At 43.8% G+C, this 21628-nt stretch carries 14 protein-coding genes; 12 read left to right on the top strand and 2 right to left on the bottom strand.

The annotated features are described in order from the left end of the window. The first annotated feature begins 20 nt into the window (after positions 1–20). From DUL71_RS00740 to DUL71_RS00765, 4 genes are all read left to right on the top strand, one after another. Complete coding sequence (locus DUL71_RS00740) at positions 21–2471, top strand: DUF5686 and carboxypeptidase regulatory-like domain-containing protein (protein ID WP_114936313.1); 2451 nt, start codon at positions 21–23, stop codon at positions 2469–2471. An 858-nt stretch (positions 2472–3329) separates the two neighbouring features. Beyond that, entirely contained in the window at positions 3330–4028 is a 699-nt protein-coding gene (locus DUL71_RS00755) for a hypothetical protein (RefSeq protein WP_114936314.1), read from the top strand. Between the two features lie 133 nt (positions 4029–4161). Next, positions 4162–5541 (top strand): M16 family metallopeptidase, encoded by a 1380-nt coding sequence (locus DUL71_RS00760; RefSeq protein ID WP_244228671.1) that lies wholly within the window; start codon positions 4162–4164, stop codon positions 5539–5541. A gap of 17 nt (positions 5542–5558) precedes the next feature. Then, positions 5559–6890, top strand: a complete 1332-nt coding sequence (locus DUL71_RS00765) for a M16 family metallopeptidase (RefSeq protein WP_114936315.1) — start codon at positions 5559–5561, stop codon at positions 6888–6890. Between the two features lie 96 nt (positions 6891–6986). Here the strand turns inward: DUL71_RS00765 and DUL71_RS00770 are convergent, their stop codons facing one another. Next, positions 6987–8102 carry an AI-2E family transporter gene (locus DUL71_RS00770; RefSeq protein WP_114936316.1) on the bottom strand — a complete coding sequence of 372 codons (1116 nt, stop codon included), beginning with the start codon at positions 8100–8102 and terminating at the stop codon, positions 6987–6989. Between the two features lie 540 nt (positions 8103–8642). After that, positions 8643–10124, bottom strand: coding sequence for a glycine--tRNA ligase (locus DUL71_RS00775; protein WP_114936317.1), 1482 nt, complete (start codon positions 10122–10124; stop codon positions 8643–8645). 834 nt (positions 10125–10958) lie between these two features. On the opposite strand from DUL71_RS00775, the gene DUL71_RS00780 reads away from it, so the two are divergent. From DUL71_RS00780 to DUL71_RS00815, 8 genes are all read left to right on the top strand, one after another. Continuing rightward, a complete protein-coding gene (locus DUL71_RS00780; protein ID WP_114936318.1) occupies positions 10959–11624 on the top strand; it encodes an FAD-binding oxidoreductase in 666 nt (221 codons plus the stop codon). Between the two features lie 291 nt (positions 11625–11915). Then, the gene (locus DUL71_RS00785; protein ID WP_114936319.1) at positions 11916–14510 is read left to right on the top strand and encodes a T9SS type B sorting domain-containing protein; all 2595 of its coding nucleotides are present in this window, start codon (positions 11916–11918) and stop codon (positions 14508–14510) included. Between the two features lie 465 nt (positions 14511–14975). Then, positions 14976–17564, top strand: coding sequence for a T9SS type B sorting domain-containing protein (locus DUL71_RS00790; RefSeq protein ID WP_114936320.1), 2589 nt, complete (start codon positions 14976–14978; stop codon positions 17562–17564). Positions 17565–17633: 69 nt separating this feature from the next. Further along, positions 17634–18881 carry an AAA family ATPase gene (locus DUL71_RS00795; protein WP_114936321.1) on the top strand — a complete coding sequence of 416 codons (1248 nt, stop codon included), beginning with the start codon at positions 17634–17636 and terminating at the stop codon, positions 18879–18881. After that, positions 18878–19447, top strand: a complete 570-nt coding sequence (locus DUL71_RS00800; protein ID WP_114936322.1) for a DUF4276 family protein — start codon at positions 18878–18880, stop codon at positions 19445–19447. Before DUL71_RS00795 ends, DUL71_RS00800 begins: the two co-directional genes overlap by 4 nt. Positions 19448–19579: 132 nt before the next feature. After that, complete coding sequence (locus tag DUL71_RS00805; protein ID WP_114936323.1) at positions 19580–20287, top strand: ATP-binding cassette domain-containing protein; 708 nt, start codon at positions 19580–19582, stop codon at positions 20285–20287. Positions 20288–20323: 36 nt separating this feature from the next. Further along, on the top strand, positions 20324–20833 hold the full coding sequence (locus tag DUL71_RS00810; protein WP_114936324.1) for a hypothetical protein: 510 nt from the start codon (positions 20324–20326) through the stop codon (positions 20831–20833). 70 nt (positions 20834–20903) lie between these two features. Then, positions 20904–21494: a hypothetical protein gene (locus DUL71_RS00815; RefSeq protein ID WP_114936325.1), complete on the top strand. Its 591-nt coding sequence runs from the start codon at positions 20904–20906 to the stop codon at positions 21492–21494. Positions 21495–21628 lie beyond the last annotated feature (134 nt).

Genomic DNA, 21628 nt, shown 5'->3' on the forward strand with positions numbered 1-21628 from the left:
TTAGCATAAACATCTGCTAAATGAAGCAAGCCTTAATAGCGCTATTTTTAATCATTAGTTTTTCCTCATACGCCCAGCAATTCAGCATTAGCGGCAAAATTACCGGCGACGACGGTAAGCCCATCCCTTTCGCTTCTGTATTTATAAAAAATACCACTACTGGTGTATCTGCCAATAGTGAGGGTACATACCTACTGCGTTTAAACGGTGGCAGGCAGGAGATTCAGTATAAGGCGGTAGGTTATGCCCAGCAAAGCAAAATTGTTGCCCTTGCAGCCAACCTGGTGATCAATATCAGCCTGCAAGCAGAAACTTATCAGCTTAATAATGTTACTGTGCATGCCGGAGGCGAAGACCCCGCATATGCCATTATGCGTAAGGCTATTAAAAAACGCAAAACCTATCTTAACGAAGTAAAGGCTTATACCTGCGATATTTACATTAAAGGCCTGCAAAAGCTGCTGGCTGCCCCCAAAACTTTTATGGGCTTTGACGTGCAAAAGGCCACCAACGAAGCCGGGCTTGATTCAAACAGGCGTGGGATAGTTTATCTTTCTGAGTCGGAATCAAAATACAGTTTTATCAGGCCCGATAAGGTGCACGAAGAGCAGGTGTCGTCAAAAGTGTCTGGCCGTAACAGGGCGTTTAGCTTTAACCGGGCGTCGGATATGGCGGTTAACTTTTACCAGAACTATGAAACCTGGCAGGGCATGAGCAACCGCCCCCTGGTATCGCCTGTTGCCGATAACGCCTTGTTTTATTATAACTATAAATACATAGGCACATCGGTAGAAAACGGCGAAACCATCAACAAGATTGAGGTAATGCCCAAACGGGCGCACGACCCATGTTTTGAAGGGTATATTTATATTTTGGATGATAGCTGGCGTATTTATGGCCTGCAGCTTTACATCACCAAAAAGGCTAACATTAATTTTGTTGATACCCTTAAAGTTAACCAGCAGTTTTTCCCGGTGAGCGACAAGGTTTGGATGACCTCGTCTATTAAATTTGAGTTTACAGGAGGCTTGTTTGGCTTTAAACTGGGGGGCTATTTTATCTCGATCTATAAAAACTACAACCTTGACCCTGATTTAAACAAATCCGATTTTAACGAGGTACTCCGGATTACCAAAGGTATAAGTAAAGATACAGCATACTGGAGCCAGGCTCGCCCAATACCGCTTACCGGTGAGGAGGTTACCGACTACACCAATAAAGATAAACTCGCCAAAAAACGCGAATCAAAAGAATACCTCGACTCGCTGGATAAAGCCAACAATAAATTTAAACCGGTAAACCTGCTTTTTACAGGCATCAACACCCGTAACCGTTACAAAAAGGAATATTTTCATTACGACCCAATTATCGGCTCCCTGCTTTATAACACGGTAGAAGGTTTGGCTTTTGATTATGGAGCATCATACAGCAAGCTGATTGATACAGTTAACAACCGTTATTTTATGCTGAATGGTAAGGTGCGCTACGGCTTTGCCAATCATTTGCTCAATGGCTCGGCAGGTGCGGCAATCCCGGTAATGCAGCGGTTTACGCTGGGTTTAAGCGGCGGCTCGGATGTGGTTGACCTGAATAACCAGGCCCCGATGTCTGCCTTTGTGAATACCGTTCATAGCCTGCTTTCGCAACAAAACTTTAAAAAACTTTATCAAAAGCAATTTGCACTGGCATCACTTTCGGGCAGGGTTACCGGTGGTTTGCGCGGCAGTGCTTCGGTTGAATGGGCTAACCGCAAGGCGCTGTTAAACACGGCGTCATTCAGTGTTTTCGATCCGCATTCGCATCAGTTTACATCAAATAACCCGCTTGATCCTGATCATAATACACTGCTGTTTCCCGAAAATCAGTCGCTTGCGGTAAACCTGCAGGCCAGTTATGATTTCAGCAACCGGTACGAAACCTACCCATCGGGCAGGCGTTATCTGCCATCCAAATACCCAACCATCAGCCTAAATTATACCAAAGGCATCAGCAATGTGTTAGGCTCGGATGTTAACTATGATAAGATCAGCGCGGATATTTCTAAATCAGATATCAGCATGGGCTTTTATGGGAGCAGCTCGTTTTTTATAGGAGCAGGTAAGTTTTTGAATGCCAAAAGTGTATTCTTTCCCGATTATTTCCACTTTGCAGGTAACGAGGTGCTTTCATACAAGCCAAGGCTAAACCGCTTCCTGCTGCTGGATTATTACGATTTCAGCACTCCGGATAAATACATAGAAGGGCACTTTGAACACAACTTTTCCGGCTTTATTACCAATAAGCTCCCGCTCATACGCAAGTTTAAACTCCAGGAGATCATCGACGTGAATTACCTGTACACGCCTACGCTTAAAAACTATACAGAGCTTGGTTTCGGTTTGCAATACCTCAATATCCGGTTAATGTATGGTGTATCCTACAATGGCGGCACCGAGGCAAAATCGGCGATAAGGCTGGGGATTAGTCTTTAAGGTGAAAGGTGAAAGGTGAAAGGTGAAAGGTGAAAGGTGAAAGGTGAAAGGTGAAAGGTGAAAGGTGAAAGGTGAAAGGTGAAAGGTGAAAGGTGAAAGGTGAAAGGTGAAAGGTGAAAGGTGAAAGGTGAAAGGTGAAAGGTGAAAGGTGAAAGGTGAAAGGTGAAAGGTGAAAGGTGAAAGGTGAAAGGTGAAAGGTGAAAGGTGAAAGGTGAAAGGTGAAAGGTGAAAGGTGAAAGGTGAAAGGTGAAAGGTGAAAGGTGAAAGGTGAAAGGTGAAAGGTGAAAGGTGAAAGGTGAAAGGTGAAAGGTGAAAGGTGAAAGGTGAAAGGTGAAAGGTGAAAGGTGAAAGGTGAAAGGTGAAAGGTGAAAGGTGAAAGGTGAAAGGTGAAAGGTGAAAGGTGAAAGGTGAAAGGTGAAAGGTGAAAGGTGAAAGGTGAAAGGTGAAAGGTGAAAGGTGAAAGGTGAAAGGTGAAAGGTGAAAGGTGAAAGGTGAAAGGTGAAAGGTGAAAGGTGAAAGGTGAAAGGTGAAAGGTGAAAGGTGAAAGGTGAAAGGTGAAAGGTGAAAGGTGAAAGGTGAAAGGTGAAAGGTGAAAGGTGAAAGGTGAAAGGTGAAAGGTGAAAGGTGAAAGGTGAAAGGTGAAAGGTGAAAGGTGAATTATGTTAAATGGTTTAGGATAACGACCGTCCGTCCGTTTAGGGAGTGGGGTATTGTTGGCCAAAGAGTGGACAAAAGCGTGCAGAAAACTTACGAGGTTTTCAAAACTTCGTAAGTTTAGCCAAAGCAATCTATCAGGGTAATCCTCTAATCCTAAAAATCAGGGTTCAAAAATTCAAATCAACGGTTTACCTTTGCCACATGATCAAGAATATCTTTCCCTGCTTTATAATCATGCTTGTGGCTTTTGGTTGCACTAAAAAGAATGTACCGCATTACACTATATCGAGGGTTACCAAATCTGACACTGCTACCAGTCTTACAGTTAAAATAGATGGCAGGCTTAAATGGGCCGAGCTGCTGAGCATCACCTCGCAAATTAAGGCTGATAGCGCTAAACTGAGCAACCTGCAGCTTAACTTTTTACTGCCGGGGCATAATGATAAAAGTACCGGAGCCAATACTTTTTATGCTGTGGCCCGCTACCCCAAAGGCGATAACGTTACCATGCAGGATACCACTAAAGATGCCGACGGTAACACCGTTAGGTTAAACATCACAGGTATCTCGGCCGAAAAAGCTAAATACCTGCTGGGTTTAAACCCAACCGATCTGGATGGAAAAAACATCATTGGCCGGTTCATTGATGATAATAACCATACCGTTATTGTGCCATTTACTGATATGGCCGGCGGTAAAAAGGAAACTTATATTATTGAGCTGGATACCACCGGCACTGTAGTATCGCGCACTATACCGCTTATGGATAACCGCGATGGCGTTGAAAAACTGCATGTAAGCCAAAGTGGCGACTATATCACCATAAAAGATAGCGTGCTCACCCAATATGCCGCACATGATATGGGTTTGCCTTATAATAGTATTAAAGCCGGTATTTAATTACCGGTTTGCAAATATGCCAAAATCACCACAGGCTTAATTTGATGTTAAAAAATTGGGGATAAGCGGTTAAATCATTCATTTGTTTGAGATTATACCGATATATTTATAGTGTTAAAAATATTGTAAATATATGAACCGAAATTTTATCAAAATTTTTGCATTAGGCGTAGCCGCGGTATTTAGTGCCTGCATGGCTACTGCCCAGGTGAGGCTGCCGGAAGGTTACTTCCTTAAAACATTGCCAAACGGATTGGACGTGCTGGTTATAGAAAACAGCAAAGTGCCTTTAACCACCATTGAAATAGCTGTTAAAAACGGTGCTTATACGGAAGGCCCGGAGTACAGCGGTCTGTCGCACCTGTTTGAGCACATGTTTTTTAAGGCTAATAAGGATTATCCAACTCAGGAAAAGTTTTTAAAACGCACGCAGGAGCTTGGCGCCATTTGGAATGGTACCACTAATACCGAGCGCGTAAACTACTACTTTACCTTTGACAGGGATAGCCTTAAAGCGGGTTTAAAGTTCATGAACGCCGCTATCCGTTTTCCTATTTACCGCGAGGAGGATATGAAGAAGGAGCGCCCTGTGGTTGACGGCGAGTTTCAGCGTGCCGAAAGCGACCCGGGTTTCCAGCTTTGGTATGGTATGCAGCAAAAGCTTTGGGGCGATCTTATCACCCGTAAAAACCCTATCGGTATCCACGAAGTGATCAACACGGCTACGCCCGAAAAAATGATGATCATTAAGGATAAATATTATTTCCCTAATAACAGCTTGCTTACTATTTGCGGCGATGTTAAACATGACAATGCCTTTGCCCTTGCCGAAAGCATTTTTGGCGACTGGGCCAACAGTGGTTTCGATCCGCAAACCAAGTTCCCAATCCCGGCATTTAAGCCTTTAACCAAGCCCGAGTATTTTGTTAAGGAAGCAACCATTGCCCAAACACCTTATATGGAGTTTACCTGGCAGGGCCCTTCATATCCAACAGACTCTGCCGGTACGGTTGTTGCCGATGTGTTTTCGACCATCGTAGGTTTAAACTCATCAAAACTACAGCAGGCTTTGGTTGATAAAGGTTTGGCCAGCGGTGTTTATGTAAACTATACTACCAGCCGTTACGTTGGCCCTATTGATATTTTTGTAGTGCCTAACCCCAACAAGCTTAAAGAGTGCTATACCGAACTCATGAACCAGGTAAGCATGTGGAACAAGGATGATTACTTTACCGACGAACAAATGGCTACTGCCAAAGCTATCCTGCACCGTAACGATATTCACGCTAAAGAAAAACCGTCATCATTACCAAGCCAGATCAGCTTTCAGTGGTGCAGCACTTCATTTAACTTTTATACCGATCTGGATGCCAACTATCAGAAAGTTACCCGTGCCGATATTAAAAAGTACCTGGAAACTTACATCATTGGCAAGCCATACGCTGCCGGTTTGATCATAGCGCCTGAGTTAAATAAAACAGTAAACGCGGCTTCATTTTTTGCAGCCAAGTAATTTAAAACTACCTCATCATGATGAAAAAATATATAATTGCCCTGCTGGTAGCAGCGGCTATAGGAAATACCGCTAAGGCGCAAAAACAGGCCTATGAAACCACGGTAGATGGCGTAAAGGTTATTGTACAGCCAAGCGGTAACGATATTGTTGAGATCCAAACCATTATAAAAGGCGGTGTGCAAAACTACCCGGCTACCAAAGCAGGTATCGAATCGTTAGCCATGAGCGCCCTTACCGAGTGCGGTACCTTAAAGCACGATAAAAACAGCTTTAAAGATGAGCTGGATAAGGTAAGCGCCACTGTTTACGGCAGCAGCAACAAAAACTACTCTGTAGTGCGCATGAACTGTATTAAAGGCGACTTTGACGTGGTTTGGCCTTTATATGTTGAGGCTATAACCCAGCCTAAGTTTGACGATAAAGAGTTTGCCCGCATTAAGCAGGATGCCATCAACAACATTAAGCAGGAAGATTCACAGCCCGACAATGCTATTGATAAATATGCCGATAAGGTTGCCTTTGCCGGTACCAATTACGCTAAAGACCCAAGCGGCACCGTAGCTATTGTTACAGCCTTAACCCCGGCCGAAACTAAGGCCTATTACCAGTCGATATTAACTAAATCACGTATGGTGATTGTTGTGGTTGCCGATTTGGATCAGGCTGCTATTGAAGGTAAGGTAAAAGCAATGCTGAGCGGTATTAAACAAGGCTCGGCTTTCGCGTTTAAGAAATCTACTTTCCGTACCGAGAAAAACAGTATCGCCGTTGAAAAACGCGATCTGGCTACCAACTATGTTGAAGGTATTGCCAGCGGTCCTGCTGCCGGTACGCCCGATTTTAACGCCTTTAACGTAGCTATGCGCATTTTCTCGAACATGCACTTTTTAGAGGTACGTACCAACAACGGCTTGTCATACGCGCCGCAGGCATGGTTTAGCGCCGGTCAAACATCAACCGCCCGTTTCTCGGTATCAACCACCGAGCCTGATAAATACATTGCCGTATTTGATAAACTGGTTGAAAAAATTAAACGCGAGGGCTTTAAAGCCGATGATGTTGCCGATATGAAGGTTACCTACCTTACCGGTTTCTACTATAAAAACGAAACCAACAGCGCCCAGGCATCATCAATAGCAGCAAACGAAGTACTGCACGACAACTGGAAACGTTCATTAACCATGGTTGACGACGTAAAGAAGCTAACCCCGGATGACGTAAGCAACGCCTTCCGCAAGTATATCAACAACATAGTATGGGTATACCAGGGCGATCCTAAAAAAGTAAACCAACTGCTATATATCAACGGAACGCTGCACAACGGCGATAACCCGGTGATGCATTAATTTTTTAGGAGGTGAAAGGTGAAAGGCGAAAGGTAGCGCACTCGCGTGGAATCTTTTATTTTTTGCCTTTTGCCTTTTGCCTTTAACCTTTCGCCTTTAACCTTTCACCTCTCCCTCCGGTAGCACCGCCTTTTTCCTGGTTCTGCTCCAGCCGGCGCCTTTGGGTTTGGTGGGTACGGTATCGCCCAGGAGTTTGCCCCATGGCTTCAGGGTATCTATCCTGTCGAAAATGATTTTGAGTACTGCTACAAAGGGGATAGATAGGAACATGCCCGATAAGCCCCAGAGCATGTTGCCCAGCAATACTACTACGATGGATATCAGCGCGTTGATCTGTACTTTTGATGATACAATGCGCGGCACCAGGATATTGTTATCAATAAACTGGATCACCATATAAGCAATAATCACTCCTAACTGCGTGCTGTAACCATCTTTGGTAACCGTTGCCATCAGCACGGGCAGGGCAATTGCTATGATGCCGCCAATGTAAGGCAGCAGGTTAAGGATAGCGCCGATAACGCCTATCAGGATGCCATATTTAACACCTAACAGCATCAATGCCGCCGAGTTCATGACAGCCACTATTAGCATCTCAATCAATAAACCCTGTATATAGCTTTGTATGGCCGATTTGGTTTCTTTAAGCACCTCGGCAACCTGTTTGGAGTTTTCTTCAGAGAATACCTCGAACAGAAAATTAAGGATCAGTATTTTATAAAACAATATCAGGAATACATATACCGGTACAACAAACACCAATCCAAAGGTGCTCAGCACATTGCCCAGCGTGCGCCCAACCAGCGCCTGACTGTTATCCATAGCATCTTTAATAAGCTTATCCTGCTTTTGAACAGAGTAGTTGAAGGTAGTGGCAACCCAATCTTTAAAGGTGATGAACAGCTCGGCAAACTTCTTTTTAAGCATGGGCAGCGAGTCGCCAAACTGGATGATTTGGGTAGAGAGGAAGTAGAACAGTCCCGCCAGTAAAACAGCGCCGAGCAGCATGGCTAAGCCTATGGCTAATATCTTGGGCACCTTGCGTTCTTCCAGCCAGTTAGTTACCGGGTTTAGCAAAATGGCAATAAAAGCGGCAAAGGCCAAAGGGATCATGACATCTGCCAGTTGGGCAAACACATAAACCAATAAAATCAATCCGAAAAGTATAACGGTACTTTTAAGGTAAAAGGGGTATTCTTTAACAGCAGGCATTGATGCAGGGGTTTTAACACTCAAAGGAACAAGATAAGCAATTGTTTGCTTCGCAGATAATTAGGCTGGTTTTATGCTGATTGGGTTAGGGTGTCCGTCCGCTCGGGGGTAAGGGGTGGTGTGGACAGGGAGTGGACGGAAAAAGAAAAATTCCCTCCCCCGGGAGGGGTGTGTTTGGGTGTGTGGTGGCAGGGAGGGGTTTATACGTTTTGCCTGGTAAGCTTGCAAGGCGATGAAACTTGCAAGGCGACGAAACCCCTCCCTACACCCTCCCAGGGGAGGAAATCGCACGTACCCTTGCTTGTTTCTTCCTAACCTTAAATAAAAAACCATGTCATTTCGAACGAGGGACGAGGAGAAATCTTATACGCTCAGCTAAGCCAGCAATGCTAAGCGATAATTCCTGATGTATAAGATTTCTCTTTCGCCCCAAGGCTCGTGCCCTCTCTGGCTCTATCGAAATGACAATTTTTAAGAACGGGCATAAACAAAAAAGCCTGCACGGTTAATGCAGGCTTTCAAATATGATACAGCGATAGCTTACGCTAACACATTCCTCCAGCTAACCTGATCGCCTATGATCTTGTCAAGCTGATCGGCAGGAACACGTTCCTGGGCCATGCTGTCGCGGTAACGGATGGTTACGGTGTTGTCTTCTAAAGTCTGGTGATCTACGGTGATACAGAAAGGGGTACCAATAGCATCCTGACGACGGTAGCGCTTGCCTATAGCGTCTTTTTCTTCGTACTGAATGTTGAAGTCCAGCTTCAGTTTATCCATGATCTCGCGGGCTTTTTCGGGCAAACCATCTTTTTTGGTAAGCGGGAAAATAGCGGCTTTAACCGGTGCCAGGCATGGGTGCAGGCGTAACACGGTACGGCTGTCCTGTTTATCTTCGGTGCTCAGGTCTTCCTCTTCGTAAGCGTTGATCATGGTAAGCAGGAACATCCTGTCTAAACCTATCGATGTTTCAATTACGTAAGGCACATAGTTACCGTATGGTTTGCCTGTTTCAGGATCAACCTCCGGATCAAAGTATTGCATTTTTTTGCCCGAAAACTCCTGGTGCTGGCTTAAATCAAAATTGGTGCGGCTGTGGATCCCTTCAACCTCTTTAAAGCCAAACGGAAACTCAAACTCAATATCATAAGCGGCATCGGCATAATGGGCCAGTTTGGTGTGCTCATGGTAACGGTATTTAGCGGCATCGGTACCCAGGGCAAGGTGCCATTTTAAGCGGGCGGCCTTCCACTGGTCAAACCACTCTTTTTGTGTGCCAGGGCGAACAAAGAACTGCATCTCCATTTGTTCAAACTCGCGCATGCGGATAATGAACTGACGGGCAATAACCTCATTACGGAAAGCCTTACCAATTTGCGCTATACCGAAAGGGATTTTCATCCTGCCCGATTTTTGCACGTTTAAGTAGTTTACAAATATACCCTGAGCGGTTTCAGGGCGAAGGTATATGGTATCGGCATCATCAGCCACGGCGCCCATCTGGGTGCTGAACATCAGGTTAAACTGGCGCACATCTGTCCAGTTGCGGGTACCGCTTATAGGATCGGCAATTTCGTGTTCCAGGATCAGTTCTTTCAGGCGCGGCAGGTTTTCGGCTTTCAGGGCCTCATCCATATCGTGCTGTAGTTTTTCGGCTTTATCGGTTTTACCGTCTTTGCTGTAGCGCTCTATTTTATCTTCCAGCAACTGATCGGCGCGGTAACGTTTTTTGGAATCTTTATTGTCGATCATCGGGTCGCTGAAGCCATCAACGTGACCGCTTGCTTTCCAGATCTTAGGGTGCATAAATATGGCCGAATCAATGCCCACAATGTTATCATTCATTTGCACCATGGCTTTCCACCAGTAGGCTTTGATGTTGTTTTTCAGTTCGGCACCGTTTTGGCCGTAATCATAAACCGCGCTTAAGCCATCATAAATCTCGCTGGAAGGGAACACAAAGCCATATTCTTTGGCGTGTGAAATAACATTTTTAAAAAGTTCGTCGGTTGATTTGCTCATAATAGCTGCAAAGATAATTTTTGATTTCGGAATTGAGAATTTCGATTTCGGATTTACTTTGATTTCGGATTTCGGAATTTCGATTTCGGATTTGCATTGTTTACAAACCATTGTCATCGAACGAGGAAAGAGGAGAAATCTTATACGCCATGCTTATTGACTATGCAGGGCGTATAAGATTTCTCTTTCGCCCCAGTGCTCAATCCCCCCTCGCTGCTCTATCGAAATGACAATTTTTAAGAGAAAGTGTGGTGATAACTTGTCCATTTATTTTTAGGAGTTGGGCACAACCAGACGGACGGACGTACAGATATGTTGCGAATAGGTTCTTTAAATATAAAGAAATTTCTGTATATTTGTAGTGCCGAATATTATCTCCAATAATGAGGCTGTCCGCTATTGTCCGTCAGGACCCTTCCCCCGGGGCGGACGGACAGGTCAATCCAGTTCGGCTTATCCACTCATATTCTACAGGTCGGTAGCATCCGCTTACGGTCAAGGTTAATAATAATATTAGCTAATGGAGGGGTATTTTCTAAAAAGCGTCATTGCTTTTTTTTACGTCATCGTCATTTTTAAAATAAGCGTCATTGCGAGGTACGAAGCAATCCCCTACTTACAGAGCAGCTATGCAAGTACCTCTGTACAGTTCGCGATTGCTTCGTGCCTCGCAATGGCGTGATGGAAAGTAGTCGCGATTGCTACCTTCCTTATTATGCCGTAGTATTGAGTTAATTTCTCTCCCATTTGTAAATCACCTGCAATTATTAACATCAAATAAAACTATTAACCATTTGCTGCATTAATATTGTTAAACCAATAACACGCAAAGCCATGGAACAGATAGTGAAAATACTTTCGGCAAAATATGTTACCCATAATGTAAGGCAGTTCAGGCTTGAAAAACCATCGGGCTATGGCTTTATACCTGGGCAGGCTACTGAGCTATCTATCAATACCGAAGGATGGCAGGATGAAAAACGCCCCTTTACCTTTACCTGCCTCAATAGCGATGATTACCTTGAGTTTACTATCAAAACCTATAACGACCATAATGGCGTTACCAATCAGTTAAGTAAGCTTAACGTTGGCGATGAGGTTATTATTCGTGATGTATGGGGTGCTATTGAGTATAAAGGCGAGGGGTACTTTATTGCAGGAGGTGCAGGCATAACACCATTTTTGGCAATATTAAGGCAGCTCAATAATGATGGCGCCATAGGCAATAATAAACTGTTTTTCTCAAACCGAACCGATAAGGATATTATTTTGGCCGATGAACTGAAAAGCATACTTGGCGAAAATGCTCACTTCAGCATCACCAATCAAAAGGATAGCATGTACGATCAGCGGCGTATTAATGCCGATTTCCTGAAAGCCGAAGTAAAAGACTTTTCAAAACATTTTTACGTATGCGGTCCTGATGCTATGGTTGAAGAGATCGGCAGTTTATTAAGCGATTTGGGAGCTGATACCGAATCGGTAGTATTTGAGCGATAGGGTTTGATTTCGAAATTGGGAATTTCGATTTCGGATTTATCTCAATTTCGAATTTTGCCTGTCCGTCCGTCCGGTTGTACCCAACTCCCGGACTTGAAGTGGACGAGATACGCCCCGCCGATGCCTATCCATAAGTATAGTAAGGTATATCTTTCCGGACGGACGGACATCGGTCAATACTCCGGTTTTTAATAGCGTTCAAATCCAACATCTTGCATCTTTTTTACGTATGAGGTAAAAGGTTAGTTTTTAGCAACTTTTACTTTGACACCGTATCTCATCAGAATAATAATGTACCGGATGTTTTCCGTTGCACGAATCACTGCGTTTCTGCTTGTTTCGCTAAGTTTTTATGCTCCAAATTTGTTTGCCCAGGCACCCGTTATAAAATACACTACGCCGCATACTTATAAGGTCAATAAGCTTATAACTCCTTTAGCCCCTACCAATACAGGAGGTGCGGTGCCGGCAACCGTTTACGGGCAGGTGAGTATTAAGGCTGGGCGTGGCATTCTCGGCCATTTTAGTACAGTGACGGGTGTTGCTGCCGATAAGAATGGGAACGTATTTTTTGCAGACTGGGATAGCAATAAAATTTATAAAATAAATGCCGCGGGAAATTTATCGGTATTAGCCGGAAATGGTGCTGCCGGCTGGAACGATGGATTAGGCCCGGCAGCAACTTTTAGCCAACCCGACGCACTGGCTTTGGATGCCGAAGGTAATTTATACGTTGGCGATCAGTCAAATAACCTGATCAGGAAAGTAACGCCTGCGGGTTTAGTAACTACGCTTGCAGGTACCCCAAATGGGGTTGGAGCCACAAACGGTACAGGTTCAAGCGCTACGTTTAACGGTCCGCGGGGCATGGCTGTAGATAATGCCGGAAACGTTTACGTAGCCGACCAGGCAAACAACCTGATCAGAAAAATAACGCCTGCAGGTGTGGTGTCTACATATGCGGGCAGTGGCGCAGCCGGCTCGCAAAATGGCGCTTCAGCTTTAGCATCCTTTAATACACCAACAGGTGTTGCGTTAGATGCTGCCGGTAACCTGTATGTTTCCGATTCGGAAAATAACATGGTCAGAAAAATAACGCCTGCGGGGGTGGTTTCTACAATAGCATCGGGGTTTGATTTTCCGCGCGAACTTAGGGTAGATGGCACGGGAAATATATACGTTGCCGAACAGGCAGGTTTCATTAAAAGGATAAGCCCGTCTGGCGCAGTAACAATTGTAGCCGGAACAGGCAGGCCTGATGCCAACGGTGTCGGAAATATCGAATTTAAGGGCCCTATTGGATTGGCCATAGACGGAAACGGTAATTTATATGTTGGCGAAGGCGGAGGTGATGTTCTGAAAATTGTGCTAACAGGTTATACCATTAATCTTATTCCTTTACCTTCGGGGTTGGTATTTGATCCTAAAACAGGCATTATTTCGGGTAAACCAACCGTATTATTTCCACCCACTGTTTACACCATAACGGCCTACAACAGTAATGGCAGCAGCACTACCACCATTACTATTGGGGTAGCCGAGTCTGTTACCCCCCAGCCCTCGGTTATTACATTTCCGTTGCCCGCAATTGTTAATATGGATGTTGATGATATCCTGCACCCCAACGCTACCAGTACAAACACCGATACCCAAACCCCAATCACTTATACCAGCAGTAACCCCAATGTAGCCATTGTGGGGGCCGATGGGCAAATTCATGCAGTAGCACCCGGTACAACTGTTATTACTGCTCATCAAACCGGTAATGATGAATACACTCCTGCGGAAGCGGTTTTCCAAACATTTACCGTGATGAAAAATCAGTTGATCACCTTTCCTGCACTGGCCGATAAACCTACCTGTAGTGCTGATTTTGCGGCAGGGGCAACAAGCTCTAATAGTACCATTCCGCTTACTTATGTAAGCAGCAATACGGCGGTAGCCACGGTTTCGGCAACTGGCATTATCCATATCGTAGGACCGGGCTCGGCAACTATTACAGCGTCGCAAAGCGGCAACAGTTTGTATAATCCGGCTACGCCTAAGTCGCAACCATTAACCATTACTCCTCCGGTTATGCCGTCGGTAACCATATCGCCACCGGGCTTGTTGTCAGGATGTGATGGCCTGGAGGTTACGTACACTGCCGATGCCCAAAATGCAGGCAATAATGCTACCTATCAATGGATGGTAAATGGTCAAAACAGTGGCGATCATTCCAAAACTTTTACCAGCAGCACGCTACACACAGGCGATATCATTACCTGCGTGGTAATTAATAATGACGGATGTATACCGCTAACTTCGCCGGTATCCAACGAGGCTACCGTCAGGGTAGATCCTTCTGTTATGCTGCAGCTAACCATCAGCTCATCGGTTAGCGGCACAATTACTTCGGGTGTATCGGTTACCTTTACGGCTGTATCTCCTAATACATTAAATAATCCTGTTTATCAATGGTATGTTAACGGGCAAACCGTGGGCACCAACAGCGCTACATTTACCAGCAAAACTTTGGCAAATGGCGATGTAGTTAACTGTAATATGACCTCGGGAGGCAAGTGTATTGCTAACCCATTGGTAAATTCAAATACCATTACGGTTGCAGTTATAGTTCCTGAAAAAGTTATGATACCCAATATATTCACACCTAATGGCGATGGGCATAACGATAACTGGTATATTGTCGGGTTGCAGTCAAATACCCAATGCATTGTAAATGTTTATAACCGGAATGGTACCATCATATATCACTCGGTAGGCTACCCGCGTCCCTGGGACGGTACCAGCAATGGCATAACAGTACCTGCCGGAGCGTACTACTACATGATAGATACAAAAAGCAGCAGCGGAAAGCTAACCGGAGAAGTAACGGTGTTGAGGTAGTTGTTTTTGAGTGAGTGGTTGATTGGGTTGATTAAGTGAGTGGTTGTTAATCTCCAATCCGTCATTGCTTCGTACCTCGCAATGACGTGGTGGAGAGGGGTTAAACAAGTCTTTTTTAATTTTATTATCAATTTGGGCGTTGCCTGCGGCCCGGGCTTTCCGTTGCAAGTCCTCGCTTTGCACAAACTCAGGGCCTGCTCAAGCTGTGGGCTTTACACTACAATCCCTAACGCTGGCCTACGCGCCATAACTGTAAAATCAAAAACAATATGCCCCGTCCGCTTTCGTCCAACACTACCCTGTTACCCTTTCGGACGGACACCCGGATCTCACCTCATTTAGCGGCAATCTCAAATCTCATATCTCACGTCTCAAATCTCAAATCTCATATCTATTTCAGGTATCAGACAAAAAGCTTAATTTTCGCCAACTTTTACTTTGTCACTTTATCTGATCAAAACAATAATGTATCGATTGTTTTCTACTTTACGAATTACTGCGTTTTTGCTTGTTTCGTTAAGTTTTTATACCCCAAATCTGTTTGCCCAGGCACCTGTTATAAAATATACAACGCCGCATACATATAAGATCACTACGCCTATAACGCCTTTAGCACCAACAAATACAGGAGGAGCTGTGCCCGCAACCATTTACGGGCAGGTAAGCAGGATAGCAGGCAGCGGTACCATTGGCTATTTTTATGCAGTAACAAGCGTTACCGTTGATCCGTCCGGAAATATATTTATTGCGGATTGGGCCGATAATAGAATTTACAAATTAACCCCTGCCGGAAATCTTTCAACCTTTGTGGGGCATTCAGAGGCCGGTTGGAGTGATGGGCCGGGTAATACTGCAACCATTTATGAACCTGATGCACTGCTTTCGGATGCTGCGGGCAATATTTACTTCAGCGATCAGGCAAGTCACCTGATCCGGAAAATAACACCGGGAGGTTTTGTAACAACAATTGCAGGCACTCCCCATTCGCCGGGTTTTGCCGATGGCATGGGTTCTGCGGCAATGTTCGATAACCCGAGAGCTTTGGCTATGGATAATGCCGGAAATCTCTATCTGGCTGATCAGGCTAACAACAGGATCAGGAAAATAACAGCTGCAGGTGTGGTTACAACATATGCGGGTAGTGGCGTTGCAGGGGGTGATAACGGCCCGGCGGCTTCCGCATCGTTTAATACACCCACCGGCGTTGCGTTTGATGCTGCGGGTAATTTATACGTTTCGGATGTTTTAAATAACGCCGTACGAAAAATAACTCCTGCGGGCATAGTTTCTACATTTGCAACCGGGTTTAATTTCCCACGCGAGCTTAAGGTAGATGGCACCGGTAACGTATATGTTACTGAGATGGACGGCAACACGATTAAAAGAATAAGTCCTGATGGAGCGGTAACCATTATTGCCGGGGCGGGCGTACAAGATGCCGCCGGGGTAGTTGCCTCATTCAACGGGCCGCTTGGATTAGCAATGGACGGAAAGGGGAATTTATTTGTTGGTGAAAATATTTACAATGACGTAAGAAAAATAGTAATAACCGGTTATACCATTGATAAACCTTTGCCGGAAGGCTTGGTATTTGATCCTAAAACGGGCATCATATCGGGTACGCCAACTGCGTTATCGCCAGCTACAATTTATACCATAACCGGTTATAATGCTACCGGCAGTAACAGTACCACTGTAAGCATAAAGGTGTCGGATGTAACGCTGCCCCCGGCTGTTATTACATTTCCGCCCCCTGCAATAGTCAATATGGATGTTGATGATATCCTGCATCCCAACGCTACCAGTACAAACACCGATACCCAAACCCCAATCACCTATACCAGTAGTAACCCTGATGTAGCTACTGTTGGGGCCGATGGGCAAATTCATGCGGTGGCACCCGGTACAACGGTTATTACTGCTCATCAAAACGGAAATGATGACTATGACCCCGCAGTGCCGGTGTCCCAAACATTTACCGTCATGAAAAATCAGTTAATCACTTTTCCGGTACTGGCTAATAAGTCGCAATGCAGTCCTGATTTTCCTGTTGGGGCAACAAGCTCCAATTCTACCATTCCGCTTACGTATGTAAGCAGCAATACGGCGGTTGCCACGGTTTCGGCAACAGGTGTTATTCATATCATAGGGCTCGGCTCTACAACTATCACAGCATCGCAAAACGGTAACACCTTGTATAATCCGGCCACGTCTAAATCGCAACCATTAACCGTTGTTCCTCCGGATATGCCATCAGTAAAAATTTCACCTGATAAGTATGATGGATGCGATGGTATGGAGGTTACGTACACTGCCACCGCCCAAAACGCGGGTAATAATGCAACCTACCAATGGATGCTAAACGGCCAGAACAGTGGCGATCATACAAATACTTATACCAGCAGTACATTACAAACCGGCGATATCATTACCTGCGTGGTTACCAATAATGACGAATGTGTACCGTTAACCTCCCCGGTATCTAATCAGGCTACCATAAAAACCACTCCGTATGTTACGCTTACCTTAACCATCAGTTCGTCGGTTAGCGGCACAATTACAGCAGGCTCTCCTGTTACTTTTAAAGCGCAACCGTCTGATGTGCAGGATAATCCTACTTATCAGTGGTATGTTAACGGGCAAACTGTGGGCACTAACAGCGTTACATTTACCAGCAAAACCCTGGCCGATGGGGATATGGTTACCTGTAATATGGTTTCGGGAGGAGCATGTATCGCCAATCCTTCTGTAAGCTCAAATACCATTACGGTTGCCGTAATAATTCCCGAAAAAATTATAGTACCCAACACGTTTACGCCCAATGGTGATGGGTATAATGATACCTGGTATATTCCCGGTTTGTTGTCATACACCAACTGCATTGTAAATATTTATAACCGTTATGGCGCCATCATGTACCGCTCGGTAGGCTACCAACACCCCTGGGACGGCACTGCCAACGGCAAAACCGTACCTGCCGGCGCGTATTATTATGTAATAGATACGAAAAGCGCCAGCGGAAAACTAAGCGGGGAAGTGACGGTGCTGAGGTAGGGGTTTTTAAGTGAGTGGTTGATTGAGTTGATTAGGTGAGTGGTTTGTTTAATTGCGCCCGTTTCAAATATGTTTGGAAAAACAAATACATTTGTAAAACACACCGGTAATTATTTTATGCCAACAAATAGCGAAGAACGCCCGAGAGTTTATTTAAATAAAGTACACCTTAAAGGGTTTAAATCCATTGAGGATGTTACCATTGATTTTCAAAAAGGATTGAATATCCTGATTGGGAAGAATGGGGCCGGGAAATCGAATTTTTTGGAGTTTCTAAATATTATTCTTAGCATTAGTGTAAACTCAAAATTCACATATAAATCTTCTCAAGTTGAGTTTTATTCGACTGACGATCATGTCTTTGTATATGAAATTAAACGTGAAATTTTAAATAAAATTCAAAAAGAAGATTTTATAGATCGCATTATCTTTTCAGAATCTTTTTTGATCGATCGGAAAGTAGCTTTTGAAAATATAACAAACAAGAGCGCAAAGTTTAAATTTGGAGACAAACAAATCATTTACACTAATATTTATAGTTTATTTGGTCGTTTAGGTTATCAATATTTAGATCCGTTGTATATCAAATTTAATTTACCAGAAGACCTTGGATGTATCGAAACAATTGGTACAATTAAAGTTACAGATGAAAGCGAAGGTGTTTGGAACTGGGATTTTCCAGATACCTTAAGATTTTTAGAGGATATTTTTTTTGATTTTGAATTTTCATATTTAGATGGCGAAACAGATAAAACGTTAGATCATTTAACATCAACAGTTATTTTTGAAAGCTTGAAGATTGGCGAAAACATAATCGACAATCTTAGAACATTTACCGCAATAGAGGACGTGAGATTCAATAGTAATATCAACATATATTTTCCTCAAGATAATTCAGTGATTATTGATAATGTAAAAATTGAATTTAAGGTCAATGGAAATTGGATGCCCTGGTCGCAATTATCGGATGGTACACGTCGTTTGTTTTATATAATAACAGAAGTAACTCATGCTGATGGGCCTATATTTATTGAAGAACCCGAGCTCGGCGTACATCCTCATCAATTTAATTTGTTAATGAGCTTCCTGAAAGAACAATCAGAAAACAAACAAATTATCATTTCCACGCACTCACCTAAAGCGTTGGATCATCTATCTTCTGACGAGTTGAATAATATTCTTATTACTTATTACGATCAGGAAAGAGGCACTCAACTAAGGCATCTTACCGATAAAGAACAAGCTAAAGCCAAAAAATACTCTAAAGACGTAGGTTTTTTAAGCGATTACTGGATGTATTCAGATCTCGAAGAATGATAAAGGTTGGGCTTGTTGGCGAAGACCCGAATGATACTTCGTCTGTAAGAAATCTACTGGAACAACGTTATAGAGGCAAAGTTCAATTTTATACTTTGGCAAAACGTGTCACAGGTAACAATTTAGATTCTTTAAATAAAATTAAAAAAATTGTTAAAGCTGATTTTGACGATTCCGGGTGCTCTTTTATAGTTTATGTTCGAGATTTGGACGAATTAGAGTCGCATAAAGGAAAACTTACGGAAAGGATTAAATGGTTCAGAGAGTTAGACAACCATGTTGAGAGCAATGGTATTCTTATGCTCAATATCTGGGAACTTGAAGCCTTAATACTTGGTGACATTGAATCGTTTAATAAAATATATAACGTTAGTCATAAATCAGGTAATCCTATGTTTGTAAGAGACCCTAAAAAAGTCTTAATAAATGTAACAACCAAAAATAGAAAGCAATTTAAAGAGTCTGATTGTCCCGATATTTTTAGCCAATTAGACATCAACAAAGTAGAGAAAAACTGTCGCTGCTTCAAGAAATTCATTACGGAATTTGACGAGAAGTTAAATTAAAATCAGCCCGTCTGCATTTGTCCAACATCAGTGGTTCCCCTTTCCGGACGGACACCCACAATCTCAAATCTCAGGTCTCAAATCTCATATCTAATACTCCACATCTCAAATCTAAAATCTATTTTTACAGCCATGAGTATCAGTGTTGAGGCATTAACCAAGGTTTACGGCGTACAAAAGGCTGTTGATGGCATTAGTTTTACTGCCCAGCCGGGTGTATTGGGTTTTTTAGGGCCTAATGGCGCCGGTAAATCAACCACCATGAAAATCCTTACCGGCTTTATTCCGCAAACATCGGGTACGGCATCGGTATGCGGGTTTGATGTAGCCAAACAACCCCTTGAGGTTAAACGCCGCATAGGTTATCTGCCCGAAAGTAACCCGCTGTATACCGATATGTATGTTAAAGAATCATTGGGTTTTGTTGCCGGCATCCATAAAATTCATGAGCCTGCCAAACGCATTGCAGATATTATTGAACAAACAGGCCTTGGCCCCGAGCAGCATAAAAAGATAGGGCAGCTATCAAAGGGTTACCGCCAAAGGGTGGGGCTGGCACAGGCTATGCTGCATAACCCTGAAGTACTGATATTAGACGAGCCAACTTCCGGCCTTGACCCTAACCAGTTAATAGGTATCCGTCAGTTAATCCTCGATCTGGGCAAAAACAAAACCATTGTGCTTTCAACCCATATTATGCAGGAGGTTGAAGCCGTATGTAATCAGGTTATCATCATTAATAAGGGCACCATTGTAGCCAATGATACCCTGCAGCAGCTCCGTAAAAACAACGGCGGCAAATCGCTGGAAGAAGTGTTTATCAGCCTTACCAATAATTAAAGAATATTTACAGCAATCTTGTATTTTCGGCCCGTTATGAAAAAACTGTTATTGCTGCTGCTTATTCTTCCCGCTCTTAAAACCTATGCCCAGGATGCACCGAAATCTTCAACCGCTTTTAGTGCCGGTGTTGAGTTGGGCATTCCATCTCGCAGTTTGTATAATGTGGGTGTTGGCGCATCGCTTAAACTGGAGCAGCCGATTGTAAGCCCGGTAAGTTTGACGCTAACCGCAGGCTTCAATAGTTTTTTTCGTAAAGATTCTCCCTTTAATAACGGCCACTCGGGTGGCGACATTTTTGTGCCCCTTAAAGCCGGGCTAAGATACAGTGTTAGCTCCGGCGTTTTCCTGGAGGCCGAGGCAGGCAGCGCTATCGAGCTTAATTATGATGAGCGTAAGCTGTTCGCCTTTTCTGTTGGCCCTGCAATCCTGATCCCTACGGGTACCGACGGTCGTAATTTTGAATTGGGCCTGAGGTACGAAAGCTGGTCGGCCCATACCTTGCAGCAAACGGCTATCAGGTTTGCTTACCGGTTTGGCCGATAATAATATTTTTGTAGCGATATATTGCTGAAAAGCTTATCATCGTTAAATAACACCTGTAATCTTATACAACATGATTAATAAACCTATCCGCATCACGTTCATTTTATTATTTACTGTATTTTCATTTGCCGCCAACGCCCAGCGGGGCAAACAAACATCGTTAAGCGTAGGGTCTGGAATAATTGCACCGCTCAATATGAATAATCGCAACGATAGCGGCACCGACATTAATATAAATTCAGGCTTTAGCATTAACTTAACAATGGAAAAGCCTATAACCGAAACCCTGCATTTTACAGCAGCTACCGGCTTGGTTTTTACCGAATCAAACGCAGATTATTTATTTTCAAGTAGTTCGTCAAACGTTTTTTACGATAACAACTATCATAATCTTTACGCTTACCTGCCGGTAACTGCAGGCTTAAAATATTACTGGGCAAAACACTTTTATGTAAATGCCGAAGCCGGCAGCGCTTTCAGTATCAATAGCAGGGCCCGTACTTCGTTTATTTATGCAGGAGGGGCAGGAGCAGTTGTACCAATTGGGCCGCATCATGGGCTTGATTTTGGTTTGCAGTTTGAAAGGGGCTATAAAAATACCGATTACGACCACGCCATTAGTCAGTTGGTGTTAAATGTGGCTTATAAATACAGGTTTTAGGCTTTGGTAATTGTCCGGCTTTGGCCGGGATGGTTGGTTCCCGGAGCGGACGGACACTTTAATATTTATTTGATGCAGTAAGTTCAGCGGATTTTAAATCCCCCTCTTGAGAGTAATAGCCCATGAAAAGGCAG

The sequence above is a fragment of the Mucilaginibacter endophyticus genome (assembly GCF_003351025.1).
Taxonomy (GTDB): domain Bacteria; phylum Bacteroidota; class Bacteroidia; order Sphingobacteriales; family Sphingobacteriaceae; genus Mucilaginibacter; species Mucilaginibacter endophyticus.